This is a genomic window from Trueperaceae bacterium (assembly GCA_019454765.1).
GTDB lineage: Bacteria > Deinococcota > Deinococci > Deinococcales > Trueperaceae > JAAYYF01.
In genome coordinates, this window is the sequence record JACFNR010000002.1 from 121,210 (window position 1) to 146,868 (window position 25,659).

General features: G+C 72.1%; 25 protein-coding genes and 1 tRNA gene. 9 read left to right on the plus strand and 17 right to left on the minus strand.

Translation table 11 applies throughout. The features are described from left to right. Positions 1 to 162: 162 nt before the first annotated feature. Both rpsB and H3C53_01405 read right to left on the minus strand, forming a co-directional pair. On the minus strand, positions 163 to 1,041 hold the full coding sequence (gene rpsB, locus H3C53_01400) for a 30S ribosomal protein S2 (protein ID MBW7915334.1): 879 nt from the start codon (positions 1,039 to 1,041) through the stop codon (positions 163 to 165). A gap of 339 nt (positions 1,042 to 1,380) precedes the next feature. Next, positions 1,381 to 2,514 carry a tetratricopeptide repeat protein gene (locus H3C53_01405; protein ID MBW7915335.1) on the minus strand — a complete coding sequence of 378 codons (1,134 nt, stop codon included), beginning with the start codon at positions 2,512 to 2,514 and terminating at the stop codon, positions 1,381 to 1,383. Positions 2,515 to 2,830: 316 nt separating this feature from the next. Here H3C53_01405 and H3C53_01410 point away from each other — a divergent pair, with 316 nt between their 5' ends. The 3 genes from H3C53_01410 to H3C53_01420 are packed head-to-tail and all read left to right on the plus strand — an operon-like array spanning position 2,831 to position 5,501. Continuing rightward, entirely contained in the window at positions 2,831 to 3,802 is a 972-nt protein-coding gene (locus H3C53_01410; protein MBW7915336.1) for a COX15/CtaA family protein, read from the plus strand. Next, a complete protein-coding gene (locus H3C53_01415; GenBank protein MBW7915337.1) occupies positions 3,799 to 4,713 on the plus strand; it encodes a protoheme IX farnesyltransferase in 915 nt (304 codons plus the stop codon). The genes H3C53_01410 and H3C53_01415 overlap by 4 nt, the downstream gene beginning before the upstream one ends. A gap of 8 nt (positions 4,714 to 4,721) precedes the next feature. Next, a complete protein-coding gene (locus H3C53_01420) occupies positions 4,722 to 5,501 on the plus strand; it encodes an SURF1 family protein (GenBank protein ID MBW7915338.1) in 780 nt (259 codons plus the stop codon). Between the two features lie 81 nt (positions 5,502 to 5,582). Here the strand turns inward: H3C53_01420 and tal are convergent, their stop codons facing one another. From tal to H3C53_01475, 11 genes are all read right to left on the minus strand, one after another. Then, on the minus strand, positions 5,583 to 6,713 hold the full coding sequence (tal, locus tag H3C53_01425) for a transaldolase (protein ID MBW7915339.1): 1,131 nt from the start codon (positions 6,711 to 6,713) through the stop codon (positions 5,583 to 5,585). 79 nt (positions 6,714 to 6,792) lie between these two features. After that, a complete protein-coding gene (locus H3C53_01430; protein MBW7915340.1) occupies positions 6,793 to 7,344 on the minus strand; it encodes a Rieske 2Fe-2S domain-containing protein in 552 nt (183 codons plus the stop codon). Positions 7,345 to 7,382: 38 nt separating this feature from the next. Further along, positions 7,383 to 8,927, minus strand: coding sequence for a c-type cytochrome (locus H3C53_01435; GenBank protein MBW7915341.1), 1,545 nt, complete (start codon positions 8,925 to 8,927; stop codon positions 7,383 to 7,385). Continuing rightward, positions 8,927 to 9,463 carry a cytochrome c-type biogenesis protein CcmH gene (locus tag H3C53_01440; GenBank protein MBW7915342.1) on the minus strand — a complete coding sequence of 179 codons (537 nt, stop codon included), beginning with the start codon at positions 9,461 to 9,463 and terminating at the stop codon, positions 8,927 to 8,929. Before H3C53_01440 ends, H3C53_01435 begins: the two co-directional genes overlap by 1 nt. After that, complete coding sequence (locus H3C53_01445) at positions 9,460 to 10,008, minus strand: TlpA family protein disulfide reductase (protein MBW7915343.1); 549 nt, start codon at positions 10,006 to 10,008, stop codon at positions 9,460 to 9,462. Before H3C53_01445 ends, H3C53_01440 begins: the two co-directional genes overlap by 4 nt. Beyond that, positions 10,005 to 12,008, minus strand: coding sequence for a heme lyase CcmF/NrfE family subunit (locus H3C53_01450; GenBank protein MBW7915344.1), 2,004 nt, complete (start codon positions 12,006 to 12,008; stop codon positions 10,005 to 10,007). Before H3C53_01450 ends, H3C53_01445 begins: the two co-directional genes overlap by 4 nt. Before the next feature lie 11 nt (positions 12,009 to 12,019). Further along, the gene (gene ccmE, locus H3C53_01455; protein ID MBW7915345.1) at positions 12,020 to 12,448 is read right to left on the minus strand and encodes a cytochrome c maturation protein CcmE; all 429 of its coding nucleotides are present in this window, start codon (positions 12,446 to 12,448) and stop codon (positions 12,020 to 12,022) included. A 117-nt stretch (positions 12,449 to 12,565) separates the two neighbouring features. Further along, positions 12,566 to 13,309, minus strand: coding sequence for a cytochrome c biogenesis protein CcsA (ccsA, locus tag H3C53_01460; GenBank protein ID MBW7915346.1), 744 nt, complete (start codon positions 13,307 to 13,309; stop codon positions 12,566 to 12,568). 159 nt (positions 13,310 to 13,468) lie between these two features. Beyond that, positions 13,469 to 14,152, minus strand: coding sequence for a heme exporter protein CcmB (locus H3C53_01465; GenBank protein ID MBW7915347.1), 684 nt, complete (start codon positions 14,150 to 14,152; stop codon positions 13,469 to 13,471). Then, complete coding sequence (locus tag H3C53_01470; protein ID MBW7915348.1) at positions 14,149 to 14,844, minus strand: ATP-binding cassette domain-containing protein; 696 nt, start codon at positions 14,842 to 14,844, stop codon at positions 14,149 to 14,151. Before H3C53_01470 ends, H3C53_01465 begins: the two co-directional genes overlap by 4 nt. Further along, complete coding sequence (locus H3C53_01475; GenBank protein ID MBW7915349.1) at positions 14,841 to 15,689, minus strand: cytochrome c biogenesis protein CcdA; 849 nt, start codon at positions 15,687 to 15,689, stop codon at positions 14,841 to 14,843. Before H3C53_01475 ends, H3C53_01470 begins: the two co-directional genes overlap by 4 nt. Positions 15,690 to 15,853: 164 nt before the next feature. On the opposite strand from H3C53_01475, the gene H3C53_01480 reads away from it, so the two are divergent. From H3C53_01480 to H3C53_01490, 3 genes are read left to right on the plus strand one after another with little or no spacing between them, the layout of a single operon-like run. Then, positions 15,854 to 16,891, plus strand: a complete 1,038-nt coding sequence (locus H3C53_01480) for an NrtA/SsuA/CpmA family ABC transporter substrate-binding protein (GenBank protein MBW7915350.1) — start codon at positions 15,854 to 15,856, stop codon at positions 16,889 to 16,891. Between the two features lie 22 nt (positions 16,892 to 16,913). After that, positions 16,914 to 17,696 (plus strand): ABC transporter ATP-binding protein, encoded by a 783-nt coding sequence (locus H3C53_01485; GenBank protein ID MBW7915351.1) that lies wholly within the window; start codon positions 16,914 to 16,916, stop codon positions 17,694 to 17,696. Further along, the gene (locus H3C53_01490) at positions 17,693 to 18,739 is read left to right on the plus strand and encodes an ABC transporter permease (protein ID MBW7915352.1); all 1,047 of its coding nucleotides are present in this window, start codon (positions 17,693 to 17,695) and stop codon (positions 18,737 to 18,739) included. The genes H3C53_01485 and H3C53_01490 overlap by 4 nt, the downstream gene beginning before the upstream one ends. On the opposite strand, the gene H3C53_01495 is transcribed toward H3C53_01490, so the two are convergent. The 3 genes from H3C53_01495 to H3C53_01505 all read right to left on the minus strand — a co-directional run bounded on the left by H3C53_01495 (position 18,736) and on the right by H3C53_01505 (position 22,590). Then, a complete protein-coding gene (locus H3C53_01495; GenBank protein MBW7915353.1) occupies positions 18,736 to 19,824 on the minus strand; it encodes a flippase-like domain-containing protein in 1,089 nt (362 codons plus the stop codon). The two genes, H3C53_01490 and H3C53_01495, sit on opposite strands and share 4 nt — an antisense overlap. Before the next feature lie 7 nt (positions 19,825 to 19,831). Then, positions 19,832 to 21,499 carry a diguanylate cyclase gene (locus H3C53_01500; protein ID MBW7915354.1) on the minus strand — a complete coding sequence of 556 codons (1,668 nt, stop codon included), beginning with the start codon at positions 21,497 to 21,499 and terminating at the stop codon, positions 19,832 to 19,834. Positions 21,500 to 21,597: 98 nt separating this feature from the next. Continuing rightward, positions 21,598 to 22,590 carry a VOC family protein gene (locus H3C53_01505; protein MBW7915355.1) on the minus strand — a complete coding sequence of 331 codons (993 nt, stop codon included), beginning with the start codon at positions 22,588 to 22,590 and terminating at the stop codon, positions 21,598 to 21,600. Between the two features lie 157 nt (positions 22,591 to 22,747). Between H3C53_01505 and H3C53_01510 the strand changes: the two genes are divergently transcribed. Beyond that, positions 22,748 to 23,143 carry a TlpA family protein disulfide reductase gene (locus H3C53_01510; protein ID MBW7915356.1) on the plus strand — a complete coding sequence of 132 codons (396 nt, stop codon included), beginning with the start codon at positions 22,748 to 22,750 and terminating at the stop codon, positions 23,141 to 23,143. A gap of 157 nt (positions 23,144 to 23,300) precedes the next feature. Next, a complete protein-coding gene (gene rplS, locus H3C53_01515) occupies positions 23,301 to 23,717 on the plus strand; it encodes a 50S ribosomal protein L19 (GenBank protein MBW7915357.1) in 417 nt (138 codons plus the stop codon). 119 nt (positions 23,718 to 23,836) lie between these two features. Here rplS and H3C53_01520 read toward each other — a convergent pair whose 3' ends face one another. Further along, the gene (locus H3C53_01520; GenBank protein MBW7915358.1) at positions 23,837 to 25,354 is read right to left on the minus strand and encodes a hypothetical protein; all 1,518 of its coding nucleotides are present in this window, start codon (positions 25,352 to 25,354) and stop codon (positions 23,837 to 23,839) included. A gap of 219 nt (positions 25,355 to 25,573) precedes the next feature. Here H3C53_01520 and H3C53_01525 point away from each other — a divergent pair. After that, positions 25,574 to 25,649 (plus strand) — tRNA-Ala (locus H3C53_01525). The last annotated feature ends 10 nt before the right edge of the window (positions 25,650 to 25,659 follow it).

Consider the following 25,659-nt stretch of genomic DNA (forward strand, 5'->3'; position numbering starts at 1 on the left):
CACTGCCATCTCGCTTCTTCCCTTCGGTCCCGCTGGGCGGGACGCCCCCGCTACTCGGCGGGGCTGTCACGGCGAGGGCGCCCCAAGGCGCTCCTCACCGCTCGACGACTCGACCGGTGCCCCGCGAGCGCCCGGGCGCGCCCGGGCGACCGCGGCGCGGCGTCACTCGGCGTTCGCAGCGTCCGCGTCCTCGGCCACCCTGGTGACCTCCTCGGACGCGCGGGGGGCGGCCGCGGGCGAGGGCGTCGCGTCGCCCTCGGCGGCGGCGGCCGCCTCCTGGATCATCCGCTCGGGTTCCGACACGGGCATGCTCAGCGTCTCCTGGTCGGCGACGGGCGGCTCGGCCGCCGCCACGTCCTCGCCGCCGCGCATCTCGATGATGACGTCGGCCAGGCGGGCCGTGACGAGCTGGATGGAGCGGATGGCGTCGTCGTTGCCGGGGATGATGAAGTCGAGGACGTCGGGATCGGAGTCGGTGTCGGCCAGGGCGACGACGGGGATGTCGAGCTTGTTGGCCTCCTTGACGGCGATCGCTTCCTTGGCGGGGTCGATGATGAAGAGCGCGTCCGGGAGGCGGTTGAGGTCGCGGATGCCGCCCAGGTAACGCTGCAGCCGCTGCAGCTCCTTGCCGAGGTCGATCTGCTCCTTCTTCGTGAAGCGGAGGATCGACTCGTCCTCGAACATGCCCTCGAGCTCGCGCAGGCGCTCGACGCGGGTGCGGATCGTCTTGAAGTTGGTGAGCAGGCCGCCGAGCCACCGTTCGTTGATGTACGGCATGCCGCAGCGCTTGGCCTCGGCGGCGAGGATCTCCTGCGCCTGCTTCTTGGCGCCGACGAACAGGATGGTGCCGCCGCGGCCGGCCAGGTCGCGCAGGAAGTCGAACGACTTCTCGCTCTCGACCAGGGTCTTCTGCAGGTCGATGATGAAGATGCCGTTGCGCTCCGCGAAGATGTAGCGCTTCATCTTCGGGTTGCACCGCTTCGTCTCGTGGCCGAAGTGGACGCCGGCTTCGAGGAGCTGCTTCATTCCGAGGTAAGACACGTCGTTCCTCCAGGGCGGGATGTTGAGGTCGATATCGGTGCGCCCGTTCGCCGCGCCGGAACGGCCCAGGTGGCCGCGGACCTCCCCGCTCTGCTCCTCCTCACGGCAGCACGCGGAGCGGTTGCCGCTCGGCGCTTCGGTGAGGGTGGTCTGCGCGGTCTGGTCGCAGTTGGCGATGCTAGTCGGGCTGCGCCCAATACTCGGTCGGTCATGGCGGACATCCCGCTACCGCCAGCCAAACCTACCGAGTATACCCGCCCGGCCGAGGCTAGTAAAGCGGCGCCCCGAGCGAACCTCCGGGCGCCGCGCCTGCAGCCCCGCGGTGCCGGCGTTGCGGCGCTACCGGCCGAGCTCCTTGCGGGCGTCCGCGTAGTTGGGGTCGAGCTCGAGGGCGCTCTCGAAGGCGCGCTGCGCGTTGGCCGCGTCGCCGCTGCCGCCCCGGCCCTGGTAGGCCTTGCCGAGCCAGTAGTAGGCGTCGGCCGACTGCGGCGGTAGGACGGAGCCGTACTGGGCGTACTTGACCGCGTCGTCGACGCGCCCGATCGCCAGGTAGGCGCGCGCCAGGTAGGTGTAGATGGGCGGGAGGAACACCGCGCCGTCGAGGGCGACGGCCGCCTCGAGCTTCGGCACGCTGCCCGCCACGTCGCCGCACTCGAACAGGGCGATGCCGAGTTGCGACACGGCCGACACCGACTGTGGCGCGAGGCTGGCGGCCTGCGAGAGCTCGTACTCCGCCGTGGCGCAGTCGCCGAGCCGGAAGGCGATGTTGCCCAGGTTGTTGTGGGCGGTGGAGCTGGACGGGTCGATGACGACCGCGCGCCGGAACGCCTGCAGCGCCAGGTCGAGCTGGGAGAGGTCGCGGTACACGCGGCCCAGGTTCACGTGGACGGTGCTCTTCTCGTTGGCCGACAGGGCGGAGGTGCTCGTGTCGGCGGCGACGAGGGTGACGGCACGCTCGAGGGTCGTGCGGGCCGCCGTCAGGTCGCCGAGCAGGTACTGGATGACGCCCTTGGTGTTCTGCACCCGCCAGTCGTCGGGCTTGAGCCGCTCGGCGCGCTGGATGGTGTCGAGCGCGTCCGCCAGGCGCCCGGCGTAAGCCGTCGGGTCGGCCTGGTACTGGTTCTGGTAGGTGATGGCGAGGTAGATGTTCGCGTCCACCAGGTTGGGGTTCGCAGCCTGCGCGGCCTGGAACGCCTCGATGGCGGCCGGGAACGCGCTCTGGCAGGCGAGCGCCCGACCCTTCCCGACGAGGGCCGTCGCGTTGTCGGGCTCGGTGCGCAGCGCCTCCTGGTAGAAGAACTGAGCCAGCGCGCAGTCGCCACGGTCGAGGTAGAAAGCACCGTTCTCGATCAGAGTGGCGGCGTCGAGGGTGTCGGGCTCGGCCTCCTGCGCGAGGGCTCCGCTCGCCGCAGCCAGAAGCAGCGCGGCGAGCGCAAGCTTCAGCAGGTGGGTGCTCTTGAAGATCCTGGTCAACGTGTCCTCCGCAGGGCCGATTCGGTGCGGCGAGTGTAACACCCTCGTCGTGAGCGGTAGGGAGCGGGTCGCGTCCGCCGGGCCGTCACGGTGGCGCCGCGTCCAATCATCGCCAACATCTGTGAGAAGGCCGTGTGCCGTTCCCGTCGGCACAACGCGCCGCCGCCGAGCGCCGGGCTCCGCGGTGGGCGCCCCCGCGCCGGACCCTCTGGTACCATGTGGCGCTCGGCCGTCGGGTCGGACCCCTGGCGAGGCCGGCAACGGGCGCGAACGCCCGGGGCCACCGGCCAGGGCAAGGAAGCGGGCCTAAAAGCACGTGAACCGGTACACATTGCCGTTGGCATGGACGGCGCTGGTCGGCAACGCCGTCGTGATACTACAGGGGGCCGTCGTGCGCGGCACGGGTTCGGGTGCCGGCTGCGGGAGCCACTGGCCGACCTGCAACGGCGAGGTGCTGCCCGTCGCCCCGTCCATCGAGACGTTGATCGAGTTCAGTCACCGCCTGCTCTCGGGCGGCGTCCTCGTCGTCGGCGCGCTGCTCCTGCTCTTCGCGCTGCGCGGCAGGCGCGACAACCCGGGGCTGGCGGCCTTCGCCGGCCTCGCCTTCGGCTTCCTCGTGCTCGAGGCACTCATCGGCGGCGCCACCGTCCTGCTCGGCATGACGGGAGAGAACACCAGCGCGGCGCGCGGCGTGTGGGTCGCCTCCCACCTCGTCAACTCGATGCTGCTCGTCGGCGCGCTGGCGGGGACCGTCGTCTTCGCCGCGCCACGGCGGCCCGACTACCCGTTGAGGCTCGGGGCGCAGGCCGGCCTCGCCACGGTCACGACCCTCGGGCTCGCGCTCATGCTCGTCCTGATGTTCACGGGTGGGATCGCGGCCATGGGCAACACGATGTTCCCGCCCGAATCGCTCGCCGCGGGGCTCAGGGCCGACTTCGCGGCCGGCTCGCACCTCCTCGTCCGGCTGCGCATCCTCCATCCCCTGATCGCCATCGCCGTGGGGACGTACCTCTTCCTTAGCCTCGGCATGGCGTGGTGGCTCAAGTCGGTGCCTGGCGCCAGGCGCACGTCGCGGGCGCTCTTGGGGGTGTACGTCGTCCAGCTCGCGATCGGCGCGGCCAACCTCGGTCTCCTGGCCCCCCTCGCCCTCCAGGTCGTCCACCTGGCGGTGGCTACCGGCGCGTACGCGCTGCTCTCGGCCACGACCATCCAACTTCTGGGCGGGCGCCCCGCGGCGCTCGCAGCCGGCGCCGGCCGTGGCGCCGTGATGGGGAGCGCTAGACCGTGACAGACACCGCGACCACGCCGGGGACCCCCGCGCGCGCGACCGTGCGCGACTACTTCATCCTCACCAAGCCGAAGGTCATCTCGCTACTGCTCCTCACGACCGTCGGGGCCATGTTCATCGCCGCCAAGGGCATGCCCGATTGGCTGGCGCTCCTCGGGATGCTCGTGGGCGGGTTCATGTCGGCCGGCGCCGCCGGCGTCTACAACATGGTGTACGACGCCGACATCGACGTGAACATGAAGCGCACCGCCAAGCGGCCCATGGTGCGCGGCTCGGTCACGCCCCGCAACGCCCTCGTGTTCGCGGTGGCGCTCACGCTCCTCTCCTTCGCGATCATCGCGCTCACGTCGAACCTCCTGGCCGCGTTCCTCAGTTGGGCCGGCATCGCCTTCTACGTGCTCATCTACACCATGTGGCTCAAGCGCCGGACGTGGCAGAACATCGTCATCGGCGGCGCGGCCGGCGCCATCCCGCCCCTGGTCGGGTGGGCCGCCGTCACGGGCGACCTGAGCCTGCTCGCCTGGGTTCTGTTCGCCGTCGTCTTCGTGTGGACGCCCGTCCACTTCTGGGCGCTGGCCCTCATGGTCAAGAAGGATTACGCCAACGTCGGGGTGCCGATGGCCCCCGCCGTCATCGGCGAGCGCGCCACGATCATGCAGATGATCTTCTACACGGTGCTTACCGTGGTGCTCACGGTGCTGCCGTTCTTCTTGCACCAGTTCAGCGTGGCCTACTTCCTGGCCGCCCTCGTCCTGAACGTCGTGCTCGCCGCGCGCATGGTGAGCATCTTCCAGGTCATGCGCTCGGGGCAGAGCGTCGATCGCGCCACCGCCCTGCCGCTCTACAAGTACTCGATGAGCTACCTGGCGCTCCTCTTCCTGGTCATGGCGCTGGACCGCGTCATCTTCTGAGCCGGCACGTGCTGCTGCGTGGGCGTTGGCTGGCAGGGCACGCGCTGGCGCTCGCGCTCGTGGTGGCCTTCGTCAACTTCGGCTTCTGGCAACTGCGGCGCCTCGGGCACAAGCGCGAGGTGAACGCCGTCATAGACGCACGAGCCCACCTGCCGCCCGAGTCGTTGGCCACGGCGCTCGTTCCCGGCGGCGCGGTGCGCGACTACCTCGAGGTGGTGCTTTCCGGCACGTTCGACCCCGCGCACGAGGTGCTGCTGCGTGGCAGGTCGCTGGCGGGCCGACCCGGGTTCAACCTGCTCACGCCGCTCGTGCTCGACGCGACCAACGGGCAGTGGGCTGGCTCCGCCATCCTCGTCGAGCGCGGCTGGGTCCCCTACGACCACGACACCGTGCCGGTCGCGGCGGCGCTGCCTCCCGCGGGCCCGGTCGAGGTGGAAGGCGAGCTCCGTTCCCCGCAGCGGCCGCCCACCGGCCCGCTCGCCGGCGTCGCCGCGCACGACCCGCCGACGGGGCCGCTGGTGCAGAGCTTCTACGTCGACGTCGAGCGCCTGGCGCCGCAGATGCCGTACCCGCTCGTGCCGGCCTACGTCGTGGCGCGCACGCAGGAGCCGCCGAGCGCCGGCGCGCTCCCCGAACCGTTACCCCCGCTGACGACGGACGAGGGCCCCCACCTCGGCTACGCCATCCAGTGGTTCGGCATGGCGCTGGTCGGGCTCGTCGGCTACTTCTTCCTGTTGCGCTCGACGCTGCGACAGGAGCGACGCGGCGCGGCCGCGCGGAGCGGCTAGCGGGGGCGACCGGCCTTCGGGCCGCCGCCCGGTCGCGCCGGCCCCGCCCGCCGGGGGTCGATCGGGGAGCCGGCGCCCACTTCAGCTCCTGGTGGGGGCCGCCTCCAGGGACGCCGCCAGGGTCGCGAGCAGGTCCTTGTACGCCTTGATGAACTTCTCGACGCCCTCCGCCTCGAGCTTGGCGGTCACGGCGTCGAGGTCGACGCCCACGCCGCTGAGGGCCTGGAGCAGCGCCTGCGCGTCGCTCGCCCCCTCGGAGATGCGTAGCCGGGGGTCACCGTGGTCGCGGTAGGCGGCGATCGTCGTGAGGGGCAGGGTGTTGATCGTGTCCTTGCCGATCAGCGGCTCGACGTACTTCGTGTCGGGATAGCTGGGGTCCTTCGTGCTCGTCGACGCCCACAGCAGGCGCTGCGGGCGGGCGCCGGCGCGCGCGAGGGGGGCGAAGCGGGCGGCGCTGGGTCCGAAGAGCTCCTCGTAGATCACGTAGGCGCGCCTGGCGCTCGCGATGGCGGCCGTGCCGCGTAGCTGGTGCGCGGCCGTCGCCTGCGGGACCGGCTGCTTGGCGACCGCGTCGAGCTGCGGGTCGATCATCACGTCGATGCGGCTCAGGAAGAAGCTCGCTACCGACGCCACGTTCACGCTCTTACCGGCACGCTGCCGCTCCTCGAGCCCGGCCAGGAACGCCTCCGCCACCTGCCGGTAGCGCGGCAGCCCGAAGAGGAGCGTCACGTTGACGTTCACCCCGGCCGCGATCAGGCGCCTGATGGCGCCCACGCCCGCGTCGGTTGCCGGCACCTTGATGAAGGCGTTGGGCCTGTCGAGGCGCGCGAACAGGTGCTTGCCCTCGGCGACGGTGCCGTCCTCGTCGTGCGCCAGTTCGGGCGAGACCTCGAGCGACACCCAGCCGTCCATCCCGCCCGACGCGTCGAACTGCGGGCGGAAGAGGTCGGCGGCCGCCGCGATGTCGCTCACCGTGAGGTCCTCGTACGTGGCCTCGGGAGTGGCGCCCGCGCGCGCGTGCGCGGCGATGGCGTCGGCGTAGTCGTCGGTGTCGGCGATGGCCTTGTGGAAGATGGACGGGTTGGAGGTCACGCCGGCAAGGCCGTCCTCGTCGATGAGTCGCTTGAGCTCGCCGTCCTTTATCCAGGAACGGCGGATCTCGTCCAGGTAGATGCTCTGACCTAGCTCCTTGAGGCGCAGTAGGGGGTTCATGTTCCTCCTCCTCGGGCGGCAAGCGGCGGCGCCCGTGGGCGCCCCGCCGCTCCGCTCGTCTACCGTGATGATACGGCCGTCAGGTCCGCTCCAGGCCGGTAGCGAACACGACCCCGTCCAGCAGCTCCAGCCGGACGCGGGGCAGGGGGAGGACGGCCGGTCCGCTCACCGCCTTTCCGCCGCGCATCGGATCGAAGACGCTCAGGTGGCACGGGCAGGTGAGCGCCGGCGCGTCGGTGAGGTAGTTGAAGCCGAAGTTGATGGCGTCGATGTCGCGGTTGAGGACGACCGTGCAGTGCTGATGCGTGCACACGCGACTGAACCCCGCCAGGTAGGCGCTCGGATCCGCCACGGCGGTGCTCAGTGCCAGATCGCCAGGGATCGGACCGGGCAGCCGCACGACCAGGGCGGGGATGGTGCCGCCCGCCGGAGTGGGCAGGGTGAAGGGTACGCCGTCCCACACCTCGGCGAACTCCCCCGGCGCGGCCACGCGCGTCGGCGTCACCTCGTCGAAGGTCGGTTCGGCGGCGGCGCTCCGCTTTAGGAAGTGGACCTTGATGGCCTCGTAGAGCCCGTAACCGCCGCCGGCGGCCACGGCAATGACCGGGACGCGCCAGAGCCACTTGATCACCTCGCGGCGCCTCGGGTCCGGGGGCGCCCCGCGGGTGCTCATCGGCGGTCGGCCTGGCCCTGCGACAGCACCTGGGTGACGTAGGCCACGACGGCGTCGAGGTCGCGCGGCTCCAGCCGGGCCTGGAAGGCCGGCATCATGCCCCGCCCGAACCTGACCGCGTCGCGGACGTTGGCCTCGTTGGCGGCGCGGCTGCTGCCGGCGAGCCGCACCCCCATGCCCCCCTCGCCGCCGAGGCCGTGACACTCGGCGCAGTTGGCGGTGAACACCTGCCTGCCGACGACCGGTAGCGCCTGCACGTCGCCGCCCCCGCCGGCCGTCCCCGCCGCCTGGGCGCGCGCTGCGTCCGCCAGGGCGGCGGCGGCAGCCCCGGCCGCCGGGCCGACCTGCGCCACGTAGGCGTCGTAGGTGGCGGCGGCCTCGGCCCAGGCGCCCAGCTGGGCGTAGGCGTCGGCAAGGGTCATGACGCTGTCGGCGTCCAAGCCCGCGAGCCCGCCGGCGGCGGCGGCCGCGCGCTCGATGGCGTTGGCGGCGTCGGCCGGCCGCCCCGCGACGTAGAGGAGCTGCCCGGTCCGCGCGAGCGCCCGCGGCTGGTTCGGGTCGTGGTCGGTGAGGACCTTGAAGTAGCTCGCGACTGCCGGCTGAGGCTCTCCCGCCTCCCAGTAGGCGTCCCCGACGGCCATGAGGTTCTCGAGGCTGGGGTCGGCCTGCGCCGCCGCGCTCAGCGGCACCAGGGACCGGATCAGGGCCAACCGGGGCTCGGTGGCCGGGTCGGCGGCCCCTTGCGCCGTGGCGGCGAACGCCGCGTAGGCCTCTTCCGCGGTGGCGAGGTCCTGCCGCGCGAACGCCACCTCGCCGAGGAGGTAGAGCGTCTCCGGGTCGGCGGGGTCGGCGGCGCGCGCCTGCTCCAGCCAGCCCTGCGCCGCCGCCAGATCCGACTGCAGCGAGAGGATGGCGAGGCGCTTGTAGGCGGCCGCCGGGACCGGCACGACCTCGCTCAGGATGCGGCGGTACGCCTCCTCGGCCTCGCCGACGCGCTGGAGGCCGAGGTAGGTGTCGCCGAGCGCGAGCAGGTTGGCGGCGCTCGGGTCGTCCCGCGCGGCGCGTTGCACCTCCTGCAGGCGGCGGGCGGCGTCGACGTCGGTGGTCGTGATGGTGTCCGACTCCGACACCCGCGGCAGCAGGTAGGTGGGCAGGGCGGCGGCGAGCAGCAGGGAGATGGCGAGGACCGCCACGGCCCCGACCGGCACGCGCCTGCCGGCGCCGCGTTGCGCCCGCCGGTCGCCGGCGCCGCCGAGGGCGCCGCCGAGGGCGCCGCGCCGCTCGTCAATGGCCGTCAGGACCCTGGCTGCTTTGGCCTCGTAGCGGTCGTGGAGCTGCCGGCGTCGCTCGAGCGGCAGGTCCTCGCGCGCGTCGAGCTCGCGGATGGCGCGTAGGAGGGCGTCACGCTCCTCCGTGAGGTCGACGAGCACCGGGTCGCGGTCGTCGGGGAGAGGGTCCGCCTGACCGGGCGCCAGGAGGGGGAGGGCGGCGTAGAAGAAGGCGATCAGCACGAGGACGCCGATCAGGATGGTGGTGAGCATCAGGCGTCTCCGCTCTGGTCGTCCGTGCGGCGGACGTCGCCGGTCGCCGGGCCGGCGACCGCGGCTCCGTCGGCGGGCGGCGCCTCGGCGAGGAGGTGGCGCACGCGCGCCAGCTCGGCCTCGGAGGCGGACACGGGCGCGCGCGACGCCGCCAACCAGCGGCGCGCGAGCACCGCCACGAAGGCCATGGCGCCGAGCCCGACCAGGGCCGGCAACAGCCACACCACCAGGTGCACGCCCCGCTTCGGTGGGGTGAGGAGGATCCAGTCGCCGTAACGCTCCTGGAAGAAGGCGTAGATCTGCTGGTCGGTCAGGCCCTCGTCGACCTTCTCCTGGATGAGGCTGCGCATCTGCTGCGCGATCTGAGCGCTTGAATCGGCCACGCTCTCCGAGACGCACACGGGGCAGCGCAGGTTGCGGGCGAGGTCGAAGGCGCGGTTGCCGATCTCCACGTCCTGGCCCGAGGCGACGGCGAGGAGCGCCGCGAGGACGAGCAGGGCGATCGTCGCGAGGGGGCGGGGGCGAGCGGCGGTCATCGCAGCAGCGCTTCCACGTTCCTGGCGAGGATCTCGGCGGTCACGGGTCCCACGTGCTTGGCGACGACGTTGCCGGCCGCGTCGAGGAAGAACGTCTCCGGCACGCCGTAGAGCGCCCAGTCGACGCTCACGGTGCTGTCGTTGTCGTAGGCGTTGGGGAAGGTCAGGCCGAAGCGCCCGATGAAGTCACGCCCCTCGGAGCGCTTGTCGCGGTCCTGGGTCTGGACGCCGACGACGAGGACGCCCTCGTCCTGGTACTCGGACCAGAACCGCTGCAAGACGGGCGCCTCCTCGTAGCACGGCAGGCACCACGACGCCCAGAAGTTGACGACCATGGGCCGGCCGACGTGGTCGGCCAGCGCGAAGCGGGGGCCGTACTCGGGCTGGTAGCGCTCGTAGAGCGGCAGGTCGAACGCGGGCGCCGCCTTGCCCACGAGCACGGAGGCGACGTCGCGGTCGGGACTGCCGCGCAGGAGCCCGAAACCGAACAGCGCCGCCAGCAGCGCCAGCACGACCACCACGACGAGCAGCCGACCGTACTTCACGGGGCGGCGCCCTCGCGTGCCTCGCCGACAGCCACGCGAGCGGTGACGCCGCGCCGGGCCCCGCGGAGGCTATACGCCGTGCCGAGGAGCAGGATCGCACCGCCCACCCAGATCCAGGTGACGAGCGGGCTCTTCACGACGCGCAGCACGACGAAGGTGCTGTCGGGCCCGACCGTGCTGTTGAGGTTGAGGTACAGGTCGTGGGTCGGCGTGTAGTAGACGGCGGGCGTCGGCACGGTCCTGCCGGCCTCGCCGAACAGGTTGAGGCGGGGCCGCAGCGTCGTGACCGGCCGACCGTTCCTGCTCACCTCGATGATGGCGCCGGCGCTGATGCGCTGCGGCGTGCGCTCCATGAAGCGGTCGACGGCGGTGAGCGTGTACCCCGAGAACTCGGCGCTGGCGCCGAAGTCGAGGCGCAACTGCTCGTCGACGCGGTAACCGGAACTGAACGCCACGCCGAGCGCCACGATCACGACGGCGAGGTGGACGATCATGCTGCCGGTCCGCCGCGGCGACTCGGCCGCGTACGACCTCAGGATGCGCAGCGGTCCGAGCTTGGAGAGCCGGAACCTCGGCACGAGGGCGCCGCTGAGGAGGAGGATCAGGCTCATGACGTTGTAACCGGCCACCGCGACCGTCAGTAGCGGGTACACCTTGTGGACGCCCAGGAGCCAGGCGACCGCGCCCGAGACGACCAGGGCGCCGAGCATCCACGCCAGATTGCGCCCGAGGCGCTGCTGCTGCGCGCGGCGCCACGGCAGGAGCGGCCCGATCCCCATGAGGAGGAAGACGAGCATCCAGATGGGGAGCGTCACCTGGTCGAAGAACGGCGCGCCGACGGTGACCTTGGCGCCCGACACCGCCTCGACGACGAGCGGGAAGAGGGTGCCGAGGAAGACGGCGGCGGTGAGCGCCACGAAGAGGATGTTCACGCCGAGGAAGCTGCCCTCGCGGCTGACCACGGAGTCGAGGTCGGCCCGGTCCTTGACGTCGTCCCACCTGACGGCCAGCAGCCCGAACGAGGCCAGGGTCACCACGAGGAAGAACGCGAGGAACGCGGGTCCGACCGGGCCGTTGCCGAAGGCGTGCACGGAGGAGACGACCCCCGAGCGCGTGAGGAACGTGCCGAGTATCGAGAGCGAGAAGGTGGAGATGATCAGGAGGACGTTCCACGGCTTCAACATCCGGCGCCGCTCCTGCACCTGCACGCTGTGGATGAAGGCGGTGGCCGTGAGCCACGGCATGAAGCTCACGTTCTCGACGGGGTCCCAGGCCCAGTAGCCGCCCCAGCCGAGGACCTCGTAGCTCCACCAGCCACCGGCCACGATGGCCGCCGACAGGAAGCCCCACCCGGTGAGGATCCAGCGCCGCGTCTGCGTCATCCACTCGGTGCCTGGGCGCCGTGTGATGAGCGCCGCCACCGCGTAGGCGAACGGCACGGTCAGGCCCACGAACCCCAGGTACATGAACACAGGGTGCACCGACATCATCCAGTGGTTCTGCAGCAGCTCGTTGGGTCCGGGGCCGTCGAGCGGCGGCACCGGCAGCACCGTGAACGGGTTGGCAAGGAACCCCACCACGCCCAGGAAGAAGACCTGGACGCCCTGCATGATGGAGATGGCCCACGGCCGCAACGGGCTCAGTGGCGCCGTCACGGCGAGCAGCGCCGTGTAGCCCGTCAGGAGCCAGGCCCACAGGAGGATGGAGCCCTCCAGCGCGGCCCACATCGTCACGATCTTGACCCACGTCGGGGAGGCGATACGGGAGTGGCTCGCCACGTAGGAGACGCTGAAGTCGTCGCCGAGCAGGGCAGCCTGCATGACCACCACGGCGGCGGTCGTGATCACGAAGCCGGCGACGGCGGCGAGGCGGGCCGAGGTCTGTAGGCGGGCGTCCTTGCGCGTGGCGCCGATGGCGCCGGCCAGGGCGCCGTACAGGGCCAGGCCGAAGGCGATGAAGACGCTGGCGCTACCCAGCGGCCCGAGGTGAAGGCTGAACATGTTCCCGCTCCCTAGCGCAGCGACTCTTTGAGGGCTTCGACGTCGATGGGTTCGCCCTCGGCCGGCGGGTGGTAGTTCTCGCTGTGCTTCACGAGCAGGTTGTCACCCACGAAGACGTCGTCGTGGAAGCGCCCCTCGATGACGACGCCGCCGTTCTCCTGGAACAGGTCGGGCGGCGCGCCGTCGTAGCGCACGGGGTAATCCTTGATGCCGTCGGTGATCTGGAAGGTCAGGTGGAGCTTGGCGTCGTCGTAGACCACGCTGCCGGCCTGCACCAGGCCACCGAGGCGCACGCGCTTGCCGTCGAACGAGGCGGCGTCGCGCGCGTACTCGCTCGGGAGGATGAAGTAGACGAGGGACGACTGCAGGGCCCGGGCGATCAGGAACCCCGCGACGGCGAGGACGGCGACACCGAGGAGCGCGTAGACGATGCGCTTCATCCACCGCCTCCTGCGCGGCGCGCCCGGCGCGCGCGCCAGGCGAGGTACAGGAGGTAACCCGCGTACGTCAGCAGCAGTTCTCCCCACGCCACCGCCACCCACTGGGCGTGGCTCAAGTCAGCGAACACTCACGACCTCCCGTCTGGTGGTCTGCTCCGCCGGCGACTCCGCGGCCGCGCCGGCGGCGCGTTCCAGCCGCCCGATGCGGACGCGCTCCGAGACGAAGTAGAAGAACACCAGCCCCGAGGCGACCACGTTGGTCAGCAGGACCTTGAGCATGGTCGGGTCCATGTGCACCCCGCTACCGTCGAGGTTCACGCTCTTGGCCGGGTGAAGCGTGCGGAACCACTCGGCCGCGAGGTAGTTGAACGGCAGGCTGGCCAGCACGATGATCATGATGACCGCGCTGATGCGGCCGCGCCGCTGCGGCTCCTCGATGAGCGCCCTGACGATGAAGTACCCCACCAGCAGGGCGACCATGAGCGCGGTGAGGGTGAGCTTGGCGTCCCAGGTCCAGAAGGTGTTGAGGGTCGGCTTGCTGTAGGTCATGCCGCCCACCACCGTGAGCACGGAGAACAGCAGCGCCGCCTCCGCGTTGGCCTGCGCCCGGACGTCGTCCACGGCTCGGCCGCGCCAGAGGTAGAGCATCCCCCAGACGGCGGAGATGCCCACCGCCACGAAGCCGATCCAGGCGACCGGGACGTGGGCGTACATCACGCGGATGAGCTCGCCCTGGTTGGCGTCGGGGGGGCTGATGCGGAACGCGGCGTACATGCCGAAGGCGAAGAGCAGCATGCTCAGGACGCCAAGCGCCGTCAGCCACGTGGGGCGCCTCGTTCCTCTCGTCGGGTTGGTCGTCATCTTCTTCGCTCCTATGCGCCTGACTCACCTGCGGGCCCGGTCGGTCCCGCGTCGCTACCGCGGACCGTCGCTCGGGGACCGGGCGCCCCGTTCGCGCGTAGTGTAAGGCCGGGCCGCGGCCCGGGGCGTTTCACGGGTCCACCTCGCGGCTCGGCGCCATCAGTCGTCGACCACGAAGTGGAAGATGCTGCTGCACACCACCAGGTAGACGAGGTCGAAGCCCGCGAGGAGCTGTAGCCACGACGCGGCGAGCTGCACGTCGCTGCCGCCGGCGACGGCCGCCTCGGTGGCGCGCACGGCGCCGAGCATCACCGGCACGATCACCGGGAACATGAGGACCGGCAGGAGCGCCTCGCGCGCCTGCAGGTTGGCGGTCAGACCGGCGTAGAAGGTGGCGATGGTGGCGAAGCCCAGGCTTCCCAGCAGGATGGCGAGGCCGAGCACCCACCAACCGCCCGGGGGGGCGGCGGCGCCGTAGAGGCCGAAGGCGACCGGGAGCATGATGGCGCCGAGCACCGCCAGGTAGACCCAGTTGGCCGCGAGCTTGCCGAGGTACAGCGCGGCCCGCGCCACCGGGAACGTCAGCAACTGCTCGAGGGCTCCCTCCTCGAGGTCGGCCTGGAAGCTCTGCGCCGCCGCGATCACCCCGGCGAACGCCACGGCGACCCATAGGACGCCGGGCGCGGCGCTCGCCATGAGGCCAGGGTCGCGGCCGAGGCCGAACGCCATCATGACCAGGGTGATCCCCGAGAAGAACAGCGTCGCCACCGTGGTGGCGCGCGAGCGCAACTCCTGCAGGAAGTCCTTGCGCGCCACGGCGAGGGCCGCGCGGATGTCGTTCACGCGGGGTCCGCCGGCGCGGCGGGTGCAGCTGCGAGGCGGCGGAGGACGCCGCCGGCCAGCTCGAGCACCGCGTCGGGCCCGAGGTGGTCGCGGTCCGACTCGTGCGACGCCATGAACACCGTGCGGCCGCGGGCCCTGGCGGCAGCCACGCAGTCGTCCATCAGGAGCTTGCCGGCGTCGTCGAGCGCGGCGTACGGCTCGTCGAGGAGCCACAGGTCGGGGTCGAGGAGGAGGAGCCGCGCCAGCGCCAGGCGCTTCTTCATGCCGCTGGAGAAGGTGCGCACCAGCTTGCCACCCGTGGAGGCCAGTCCGACCGTGTCCAGCGCCGCCCCGACGTCGACCGGCGCCGCGGCGCCGCGCCGCCCCGCCAGGTCCAGCGCGAGGAGCAGGTTCTCGCGGGCGTCGAGCATGGGGAAGCTCCCGCCCACCACGCTGAGAAGGCCCAACCGCGCCCTGGCGGGCTGGCTCCGCGCGGGTAGGGCGTGCCCGAACAGGAACGCCTCGCCGCTGCTTGGCCTGAGCCGCGTGGCGAGCAGGCTCAATAGGGTCGTCTTGCCGGTCCCGTTGGCGCCGCGCAGCACCACGAGCCGCCCCGCGGCCACCTCGAGGTTCACGCCGCGCAGCACGAGGTCGCGGCCCAGGCGCCGCGTCACGTCCCTGAGCTCTATCGCCAGAGGTGCGGCGGCGTTCACAGGCGGTCGAGAAGCCAGCCTGGCGTCATCTGGATGAGCTTGGCGTTGAGCGCCGTGTACTTGCCGGTCAGCATCAGCACTCCCGCCACCACGAGGATGACGCCGGCGACGCGCTCCACCCACGGCAGGTAACGCCTGAACCCCTTCGTGAAGCGCATGAAGGGGTCGAGCAGGAGGGCGGCCAGCAGGAACGGCACGCCTAGCCCGAGCGCGTAGACGGCTAGGAGGAGAACCCCGCTTGCCAGCGTGCCGGAAGCGCCCGCCAGGGTGAGGATGGCGCCGAGGATCGGCCCGATGCAGGGCGTCCAGCCCGCCGCGAACGCCATGCCGAGGAGGAGGGCCCCGAGCGGGGTGCGCGTCTCGCCGCTGTACTGCATGCGCGTGTCGCGGTAGAGCCACGGCAGCTTGACGATCCCGAGCATCACCAGCCCGAACAGGACGACGAGCAGGCCCCCACCGAGCATGAGCGCTCGCTGGTTGGCCCGCAGGACGGCCCCGAGCGCGCTGGCGCCGGCGCCCAAGGCGATGAAGACGAGCGCGAAGCCGGCGATGAACGAGAGGGCGTTGCGGACGAGCACGGCGCGTTCCGCCTCCGCGCTGCCGCCCACGTACGCCAGGTAAGTGGGGACGAGCGGCAGGACGCAGGGCGACAGGAACGACAGCAGGCCGCCGATGAACGCCACGCCCAGGCTCGGGGTCACCACGGCGCTACGGGCGACCGCCGCGGCGCGACGAGGGCCGGGGCGCGGGCGCCGACGCGGGGGGGCGCGGGGACGTGGGAGAGGGGCCGGGTCATGGGTGACTCGCTGATGATACGTGAGCCCGGCCGCCGGCGGGCAGGACATTGCTACCTCGACGGCCCGGCCCGCCGCCCAACGGGGCCGTCGGTCCAGGTCCGGCTGGACGCGACGCACCGCGCGTGCCCGGAGGGTCGCGCGTGGGGGTAACATGGCCGCCTGACTTCCCCCGGACCGCGCGCAGCCTGCCTCGGTCCCGCCTGGAGGCATCGATGACCGGTCGGTTCACCAAGTCGCTCCTCGCCGTGACAGTCGCGGCCAGCCTGCTGTTCGCGTCCGCCCAGGACACGCACGGCGTGGCGCCGCTCGCTCCAGCTCAATCGGTGCGCGTGGCGTTCGTCCCCATCCTCAAGTTCGCGACCCTGTACGTCGCCAAGGACCGCGGCCTGTTCGAACGGTACGGTCTCGACGTCGACCTCGAGAGCGTCGCCTCGGGCACCGAGGCCATCGCCTTCCTCGAGCAGGGCCAGATCGACGTGGGCGGCATCGCCATCGTGACGTCGTTGTGGAACGGTTGGAACCAGGGGATCGACGTGCGCGTGTTCGCCCCCGGCGGCCTCGAGCCGTTCGTGAACAGCCCCACCAAGGTGTTGGTGCGCGCCGACCTCTACTCCTCCGGCGCCGTCACCTCGGCGGCCGACCTGGCGGGTAAGACCGTCGCCTTCGCGGGCGGCCCCGGCAGCGGCGGCGAGTACCTCACCGCCAAGGCGCTGGAGCCCGCCGGGCTCACCATCCGCGACGTCGAGATCGTGTCGCTCGGCAACGCCGACATCCCCGCGGCGTTCGAGAACGGCTCCATCGACGCCGCGCTCCTCGGCTCGCCCTACGCCGATCAGGTGGAGGAGGCGGGCACCGCCGTTCCCATCGCCACCGACCTCGTGCCGGGCCTCATGACGGTCGCCTTCGTGGGTTCCGGCAAGTTCCTCGGCGAACGCCCCGAGGCCGCCGAGCGCTTCGCGCTCGCGCTGCTCGACGCCGCCCGGCTGATGCAGGGCGAGGGCTACCTCGCGCCCGAGAACGTGGCCGCCTACCTCCACTACGTCAACTCGACGGAGGATGCCATCGTCAACGGCACGCCCGTGCTGTACGACCCCGACCTCGCCATCCCCGTGAGCGGCCTGGCCGACGTCGAGCGCGTGCACCGCGAGAACGGTCGCACCGACTACGACGCCCCCATCGACCTCTCCAAGGTCGTGACGACGGAGTTCGCCGAGTGGGCCCTGGAAGCCGCCGGCAAGTACCAGCAGTGAGGGGCGCGTCGATCCGGTAGCGATGACGACCAAGATCGTCGCGCGCAACGCGGGCAAGACCTACCCCTCCAAGGCCGGTACCGTCACGGCCCTGGAGGGGTTCGACCTCACCGTCGGCGAGGGCGAGTTCGTCTGCCTCGTGGGGCCCTCGGGCTGCGGCAAGTCGACGTTCCTGCGCATCCTCGCGGGGCTCGACGACCTCACCTCCGGCGAGGCCCGCATCGTGCCGGGCGACGATCCCCGCAAGCCGCTCAACAACGTGGTGTTCCAGGAGTACGCCGTCTTCCCGTGGAAGACCGTCATCGACAACGTGGCGTTCGGCCTGCAGATGCGCGGCGTCGGTCGGGCTGAGCGCTACGAGGTGGCGGAGAGGTGGCTCGCGAAGGTGGGTCTGAAGCGCTTCGCGCACTACTACCCCTCGCAGATCTCCGGCGGCATGAAGCAGCGCGTGTCGATCGCGCGGGCGCTCGCCAACGACCCGCAGGTCCTCCTGATGGACGAGCCGCTCGGAGCGCTCGACGCCCAGACCCGCGCCGTCTTGCAGGAGGAGCTGCTGCGCATCTGGGAGGAGACCCGCAAGACGGTGCTGTACGTGACCCACTCGATCGAGGAGGCGGTGCTGCTCGGCGACAGGGTGGTGCTGATGACGGCGCACCCGGGCACCAAGAAGTCCGAGTTCGCGGTCGACTTGCCGCGGCCGCGCGACCTCGCCACGACCTCCACGGCGCGCTTCGGCGCCCTCACCGGGGCCATCTGGGACGAGCTGCGCGACGAGGTGCGGCTTGCCATGGAGGCCCAGGCGTGAGGGGCGCGCCGCGCCGCGACGGGCCGGGGCGCGCTCACGGCGAGTGGCTCGTCCCGCTCGGCCTGCTCGTGGCGCTCGTCGCGGCGGGCGGGGCGCTCGGCCTGTGGACCCGCTGGTGGTGGGCGCTACTCGGGGCGGCGTTCGTGCTGCTCGTGCTGACGGCGGAAGCCGCGGCGCGGCGGCTGCCGTTCCGGCTGCAGGCTCCTTACGAGAAGGCGCTCGCCTGGCTCTTCCCGCTCCTGGTGCTCGTCGCCTGGGAGTGGCTTAGTACCGGCGGCGTCCTGAACCCCCGCTGGTTCCCGCCGCCCAGCCGCATCGTCGGCGCCCTGTGGGACCTGACCGTCAACTACGACCGTTTCTCGGGTACCTCGCTCCTCGGGCGGCCGTGGCTCGCTCCCGCGCGGCTCGTCGAGAGCGGCTGGGCCGGCGTGGCCGACCTCTTCAGGGAGAGCCACGTGTGGGCCACCCTGTCGCGCGTGCTGGTCGGGTTCGTGCTCGGCGCCGTCCCGGCGCTGCTGGTCGGCATCGTCATGGGCCTCAACCGCACGGTGCGCACCATGCTCGACGCCACCATGTCGGCCATCTACGTGCTCCCCAAGATCGCCATCTTCCCGATCCTCATGCTCGTGTTCCCCGACCCGTTCGGGGAGGGGCCCAAGGTGACCGTGGTGGCCATCTCGGCGTTCTTCCTGGTCGCGCTCTCGACCATGGCGGGCGTGCAGGGGATCGACAAGGTGCTGCTGCAGGCGGGCGCCAACTTCGGCGCGAACCGCTGGCAGATGCTCAGGCACGTGATCCTGCCCGGCGCGTTGCCCATCGTCTTCAACGGCCTGCGCCTCGCCCTCGGGACGGCCCTCATCGTCATCGTGGCGGTCGAGTTCGTGCGGGCCAAGACGGGCGTCGGTTACCTCGTCTACTACTACTGGCAGGTGCTCGGCACGCCCAAGATGTACGCCGCCCTCGTGGTCGTGATGGTGCTCGGAGTCGGGCTCACGGCGGTGCTGCAGCTCGTCGAGCGTTGGGCCATGCCGTGGCGGCGCTAGCTCTCCCGCCGCTTCCGTAGCAGGCTCCCGCCCCAGGCGAGGCCTACCACCATGCGCAGGTAGTAGGTGAGCACGCGCCAGGCGAGGATGGCCGCGGCCACGCCGGCCTGCGCCTTCTTGGCGTCGTCCGTCACGACGAGGAGGCCGGCCGCGCCCTTCGCACCGCCGAAACCGTCGCCGCGCGCGCCGGCGTCCTCGGGCGCCACGGGGACGTCGACGCGGCGGGCGCTGGGGGAGCTCAGCCGCATCAGGCTGGCGGTCCCGACCTCCAGCAGGCCGGTGCCGCCCGGCGTGGGGAAGAACGACGACGCCACGGAGGGGACCTGGGCGCTGGCCATGGCGACGAGGGGCGAGGCGCCAGGCCGCATGGCGGCCACGACCACGAAGAACGTGAAGTAGGTCGTGAAGTAGATCACGAAGGTCGTGAGGTGCAGTGCCGCGTGCCGGTGCAGTGGCGCGGGCCGGAGGTTGGCGTGGGCTGACTCGAAGCGTTCGAGGAACACGCGGAGGCCGGCGCGCCACCGCCTCAGCCCGGGGACGCCGACGAGCCAGGCGGCGAGGCGTGTGAGCCACCGCAACCGGAACAGGAGGACGGCGACCATCAGGCCCGCGAGCACGAACGCGACCGCCGCCACGAGCTCGGGCCTGGCGCCCGCGAACACGCGCGTCGAGCGGCCGAGCACGAGGACGCTGAGCGGCACGGACCAAGCCAGGAAGACGAGATCGAGGATCCACACGCGCACGTTGATGGTCCAGGCGTCGGCCGGGCTCATGCCGCCCTGCACGAGCGACAGGGCCACGGCGGGCGCCTGGCCGGCGCTGCCCGGCGTGAGCGCCGCGGTGAACAGGCCGAGGGCGTAGGCGCGCAGCGCGGCCGGGTAACCCAACCGGCGGCCGGCCCGGGCGGCAAGCATCACGAGGCGCAGGGCCCCGGCGGCGTAGTTGACGGCCGCCAGGCCCAGGCCTGCCGCGTACGCCCACGCCGGGACCGCGAGCGCCGTGCCGAGGTCCTCGCCGAGCAACCAGAACGACACCGCCAGGCCGGCGAGCCCGAGGCCGACGGCGATGATGACGGCCCGCGTCACCCTTCCCCTACGCCTCGGCCCGGTTCTTGCCGCGGCGCTTGGCCTCGTAGAGGTTCGAGTCGGCGCGTTTCAGCAGCGACATCTCGTCGTCGAGCGCGTCCAGCGTGGCCAGCCCGACGCTGGCGGTGACCGCCAGGCCCTGCGCCTCGTGCGAGCGGCGCGTCACGCTCTCGAGCACCTTGGCGGCGACGCTGTGGGCGCCGGCCGCGTCGGTCTCGGGCAGCAGCACGATGAACTCCTCGCCGCCCACCCGTGCAACCATGTCGATCTCGCGCGTGCACTCGAGCAGCGCCTCGGCCGTCGCTCGCAGCACCGCGTCGCCGACGACGTGCGTGTACGTGTCGTTAACGAGCTTGAAGTCGTCCAGGTCCACCATGAGCAGGCTGAGCGGCCGCTGCAGACGCTTGGCGCGGAGCAACTCGTCGCCCAGGCGCTCCTCGAAGGCGCGGCGGTTGGCCACGCCCGTTAGCTCGTCGGTGCGGGCCAGCTGTCGCAGCCGGGCCGCTTGCGCCTCCAGCTGCTCGTGGAGGTGGCTCAGGTCGGCGTAGGCCCGCGCCAGCTCCACGTTGCGCAGCCGGTCGATCTCGCGGTCCTTGCGCATGCGGTCGACGTCGAGCTGGAGCTGCAGGATCTGCGTGCGGCGGTCGGACAGCTGCCTCAGGGTGCGCTCGTTGAGGCGGTGGAAGTTCTGGAAGTGGTGCAGCGCTTGCTCCCACCGTCCGAGCGTGGCCATGGCCTCCGACATGGCGCGGTGGGCCGCCGCCGCCTCGACCGGCGAACCGCCCGCGGAGCTCCGCGCGATGGCCTCGCCAAGCGGGGCGAGCGCCGCCTGCGGCTCGCCCTTGGCGAGGTGCACGCGACCCAGGCCGAGCAGCGCCTCGCACTGCACCAGCTCGCGCCTCTCCGGCGACAGGCGCTCCAGGCACTCGCTGAAGTGACGCTGCGCCTCGTCCCAGGCCGCCCCGTCGATGGCGAGCTGACCCAGGCTGAGCTTGGCGAGCCGTTGGCCGTAGGCGTCGGACCTGTCGAAGCTCTCCTGGAACGCGGCCCGGGCGCCCGCCGTGTCGCCCCGCTCGCGGCGCGCCTGCCCGATCGTCCTGAGGGCGATGGCGAGGTCGCGCTGGCCCGCGGGGGAGGCGGAGGCGTGGTGGAGGGCCCGCTCGCCGTACTCGAGCGCCAGGTCGACCTGGCCGAGGTCCAAGTAGGCGCGGGCGATGCCGTTGAGCGGTCCCGCCACCGCGTCGGGGCGCAACTTCTCCAGCGCGTCGAGCGCCTGGAACTGGTTGGCGAGCGCCTGCTGGTAGAGGCCGACGGCGTGGTAGCACCAGCCGAGACCCAGCAGGGCCTTGGCCGCCCCGACCTCGTCACCCAGCCACTGCCGCGCCTGGAGCTCCAGGCGCGCCACGAGCAGCGAGCCCATGTAGTCCGCCTGGCGGAAGGTGCAGATGGCCACGGCGGTGGCGGCGGCCGCCACGTGCTCGAGCACGGCCGGGTCGAGCTCCGCCAGGTGCTCGTCCCACGTCGTGGGCGCCGAGCTCGGGTCCAGGTGGACGAGCGCCAGCGCCTCGTTGCCCCGCCCGACGGCCTCGTCGTAGCGGAACTCGAAGCTCGCGGCCGTCGCGGCGGCGGCGAGGGCGCGCAGGCGTTCTACGAGGGACTCGGCATCGTCCGGCATACGGTGGGCTCCCGACTCCGAGAGGCGAGCGTCACTCTCGACGCTCGCGGCTCATTATGCCCGACGGTTCCGCCGGTCACAGCGAACTTCGTCGGTCGCTACCTGACCCAACGGTCCGCGTACTCCGGGCTGGCCGTCACCGGCAGCCGGCCGCGCAGGAACTCCCGCTCGCTCTCCAGCCAGGCTGGCAGCTTGAAGGCGAGGCCCAGCTCGTCGGCGGGCTCGTCGACGGTGAACCCCGGTCCGTCGGTGGCGACCTCGAAGACGGCGCCGCCCGGCTCCCTGAAGTAGACCGACCTGAAGTAGTTCCTGTCCTTCACCCCGGTGGGGGAGAGCCCGGCCAGCGCCAACGCCTCCCTCGCCTCGTCGAGCGCCCCGTCCGCCACGCGCAGGGCCACGTGGTGGACGCTGCCGCTGCCCAGCCGCGCCTGGGCCGGCGCTGGGACCTCGGATAGGTCGAGGTAGCCGCCCGCCGGGTAGGGGAGCCGCTCGCCGTTGGCGCCGGGGCCGACCCGCACGCGGCGCGCGCCGGTCGCGTCGCGCTCCGAAGCCACCACGCGCATGCCGAGCGCCCCCTCGAGGGCGGCGACCGTGGCGTCGAGGCGAGGGGCGGCGACCGTCACGGCGTGCAGGCCCTGCAGCGCCATCCCGCCGGGCACGGGGGCGCCCGGCCAGTTGAGTAGCGGCGCCTCCCGGGCCGCCTCGATCAGCTCGAGGGGCGTGCCGTCGGGGTCGGAGAAGGCGAGCACCTCCTCGCCGAAGCGTTCGTGGCCGGAGTGCGTCAGGCCGTGATCGTCGAGCCGGGCGCGCCAGGCGGCCAGCATGCCGGTGGGCACCCGGTACGCCAAGGCGAGGGGCTCACCCGCGCCTCGCACGGCGGGTCCCGCGCCCGGCCACGGGAAGAACGACGTCACGGTGCCGGGTTGTCCCAGCGGACCGCCGAAGTAGAAGTGATAGGTCTGCGGGTCGTCGTAGTTGACGGTGCGCTTGACCAGCCTGAGGCCAAGCAACCTCACGTAGAACTCGATGTTGGCTTGAGGGCGGCCGGCGATGGCCGTGACGTGGTGTAGGCCCGAGGTGGCTAGCGGCATATGGAGGCGAGAGTATCAGGCGGCACCCTGCGTGCGCGCCCTCGCCTGTACCGTCTCACTCATGGAGCTAGCGTGGCCGACGGAGTTCGTGGCGGGCGGCTCGCCCGCGGCCCCGTGGGCGGCGCAGGGTGGCGCCCACGGCGCGGCCACGCTCGTCATGTACTTCAACCTCGAGTGCCCGGGCTGCGTCTCGCGCGGGATCCCCTTCATCAAGCGCGTGGCGGCCGAGTCGGAAGGGCGCGTGCGCACCATGTTGGTGCACACCGCGTACGGGCACCGGACCCTCGATCGGGAGCAGGTCGTGCCCACGCTGCTGCGGTTCGTCACCGACTACGCGCGGGTGGGCATGCCAGTCGCCCTCGACCTGACCGGCGAGCTGGCGCGGGCCTGGGGCGTCGAGGGCACGCCCCACTGGTTCGTGTTCGACGGCGCCGGCCGGTTGCGGCGCTCCCTGTTCGGCTCCCAGGACAACGCCCGGACGCGGCTGGAGTACCTGCTGGAGGAGCTGACGGGCGGCTCGGCGGACGCCCCTACGGGCGGCGACGGCTATTGAAGTCGCAGGCCGCGTTCGGCTAAGATGGCTAGGCTTGACGCACGGAGGCCGGCACGACCGGCGGCGCGGCCGTTCGCGCCACCTCCGAGCGTCCCCACGGCCGCCAAGCGCCGTGGTCACGAGCGCGACCTCGCCGGTCGCCGACCTGGAGACGACGATGAAGTACAACAAAGGCGCCATCATGCGCTCTATCGAGCAACCCTTCGTGCGCACCGACCTCCCAGAGTTCGATACGGGCGATACCGTCCGCGTCGACTACAAGGTCGTCGAGGGCAACCGGACGCGCGTGCAGGCGTTCGAGGGCGTGGTCATCGCGCGCAAGAACGGCAAGGGAGCCCGCAGCACGATCACGGTCCGCAAGGTGTCATTCGGCGAGGGCGTCGAGCGCGTGTTCCCCGTGAACTCCCCCCTCATCGACAAGATCGCCGTCGTGCGCCGCGGCCGCACGCGCCGCGCCAAGCTCTACTACCTGCGCGAGCTGCGCGGCAAGGCGTCGCGCCTCAAGACCGACGTGGGCCGGCAGGAGCGCGACCGCGCCGCGGCTCGCGCCGCCAAGGCCGACAACAAGGAGTGACCCGCTAACGCTCGGCCGCGCGGCCGTGCCCTGCAAGCAGACGCCCCTCGCCGTCAGGTGAGGGGCGTCCTCGTGTGGGTCGACGGGCCGGCGGCGGCCGCGGACGGGCCGGGCGCGCGTCAGTCCACGACCATGATCGCGTTCGGGTCGAACGTCCGAGGCGCCAGCACGGCGGCCGCGGTGGGCGTGGCGAGGAACCGCTCGAGCCCGGCGAGGACCAGCTGGTCGAGGCCGCCCGTCCGCGCCGCCTGCTGGCGGAGCATCCCGAGCGCCTCGTCGAACGTCCGCCGCTCCCTGTGCGGCCGCGGCGCCGTCATGGCCTCGAACCGCTCCGCGAGCGTCAGGAGCGTGTCGATGAGCTCGTCGCGCTGCGCCCCCTCGAGGGGCGTGACCCCGTCGGCGAGGGCGGGCTGCTCGTCCCTGACGTACGTCTCGGTGACGGGCGCCAGGTCGGCGAGGTCGAGCACGCTTGGCAGGCTGGCGCGCAGGAGCGGGCGCTGCGACCGCACCACCTCGATCTCCGCGTCCGACAGGGTGCGGTGGCTGTCGAGCACCTCGGTGGGCGTGGCCAGCCGCGCGATGTCGTGCAGGAGCGCCGCCCGCTTCAAGCGTCGCAGCGCGGTCGGCCCGAGCTGCAGGGCGGCGTCGAGGTGCGCGGCCGTGCCCGTGGCGAGCTCGCGCACGCGCTCGGAGTGACGGTAGGTCCATGGCGACTTGGCGTCGATGAAGCGCGCGAAGCCGGCGATCACGCGGTCGGCGCGAGACGCCGACACGTAACCGTGGCCCGTGGGTTCGGCCGCCAGCGCCACCTGCTCCGGCTCGTTGGCGCTCAGCTCGGCCAGGAAGCCCGGGGAGGCCAGAAGGCCGATCGCGTGCTGCGCCACGCCGGGATCGAGCTGGTTGCCGGCCAGCCGCGCCAGGCGCGCGCTGGCCTGCGCGGGGCCGCCCTCGAACCAGGCGCTCACGAGGACGTGAGCCACGTTCAGGATGCGGCCGAGGAGCGAGACGTCCTCGCCCGAGTTCGCCTCGGGCCTGCCGCGGCCGTCCCACCGTTCGTGGCGCGAGATGATGGCGTCGGCGGTGCCGCGCCCGAAGCCCATGTCGAGCGCGATCGACGCGCCGGTGCGACCGCGCAACCGCTCGATCTGGACGGGCCCGTTGGCGCGACCGAGCGTGATGTCGACGAAGCCCGCCAGGCGCCTGCGCCACTCGCCGCCGGCGCGCAGGAGCGGCAGGGCGAGGCGCATGGAGCCCGCCAGCGACGAGAGGTCGGCGCCCGGCAGCGCGTGGTAGATGGCGCTGCTGGCGGGTCCGAACGTGTGAAGCGCCTTGGAGCGTGCGGCGGTGGCGCCCAGGTCCTTGAGGAGCGCCGCGTAGTACAGGTCCGTCAACGTGGCCTGATCGAGCTCGAGGGCGCGACCCAGCCGCACTGCCACCACCGCCGTGCGCATGGCGTGGGTGGCGGGGACCCCCTCGGCGACGTCGAGCGCCGGCGTGAGCGGGATGACGAGCTCCGCGAGGCGCGGCGCCGCGTCCGGCTCGGGCCTGACGAGCGAGGGGATGGGGGGGCGGGCCTGCGGCACCCGCACCGGCACGCCTGGCCTCAGTCCGGATGCGGTGTCGCGACCCAAAGTCATGCCCCGATTGTGCCCGTTGCCTCCTTACAAGGAACTTACACCGGGCGAGGAAGCGCGTGCCGGGCGGGCCGCGGCGCTACCGCGACAGGTCCGACCACTCGGCTTCGAGGCCCCGCCACGCGGCCGCGACCGGCGCCACCTCAGTTGACACCCCGACGACGCCGTTAGTACACTTGCGTTCGCTCACCGGGCGACAGCGCCCGCGTCGTAGCAGTTCGTGGGGCCGTGGCGCAGTTGGGAGCGCGTCTGAATGGCATTCAGAAGGTCAGGGGTTCGAATCCCCTCGGCTCCACCAATGGAACCCC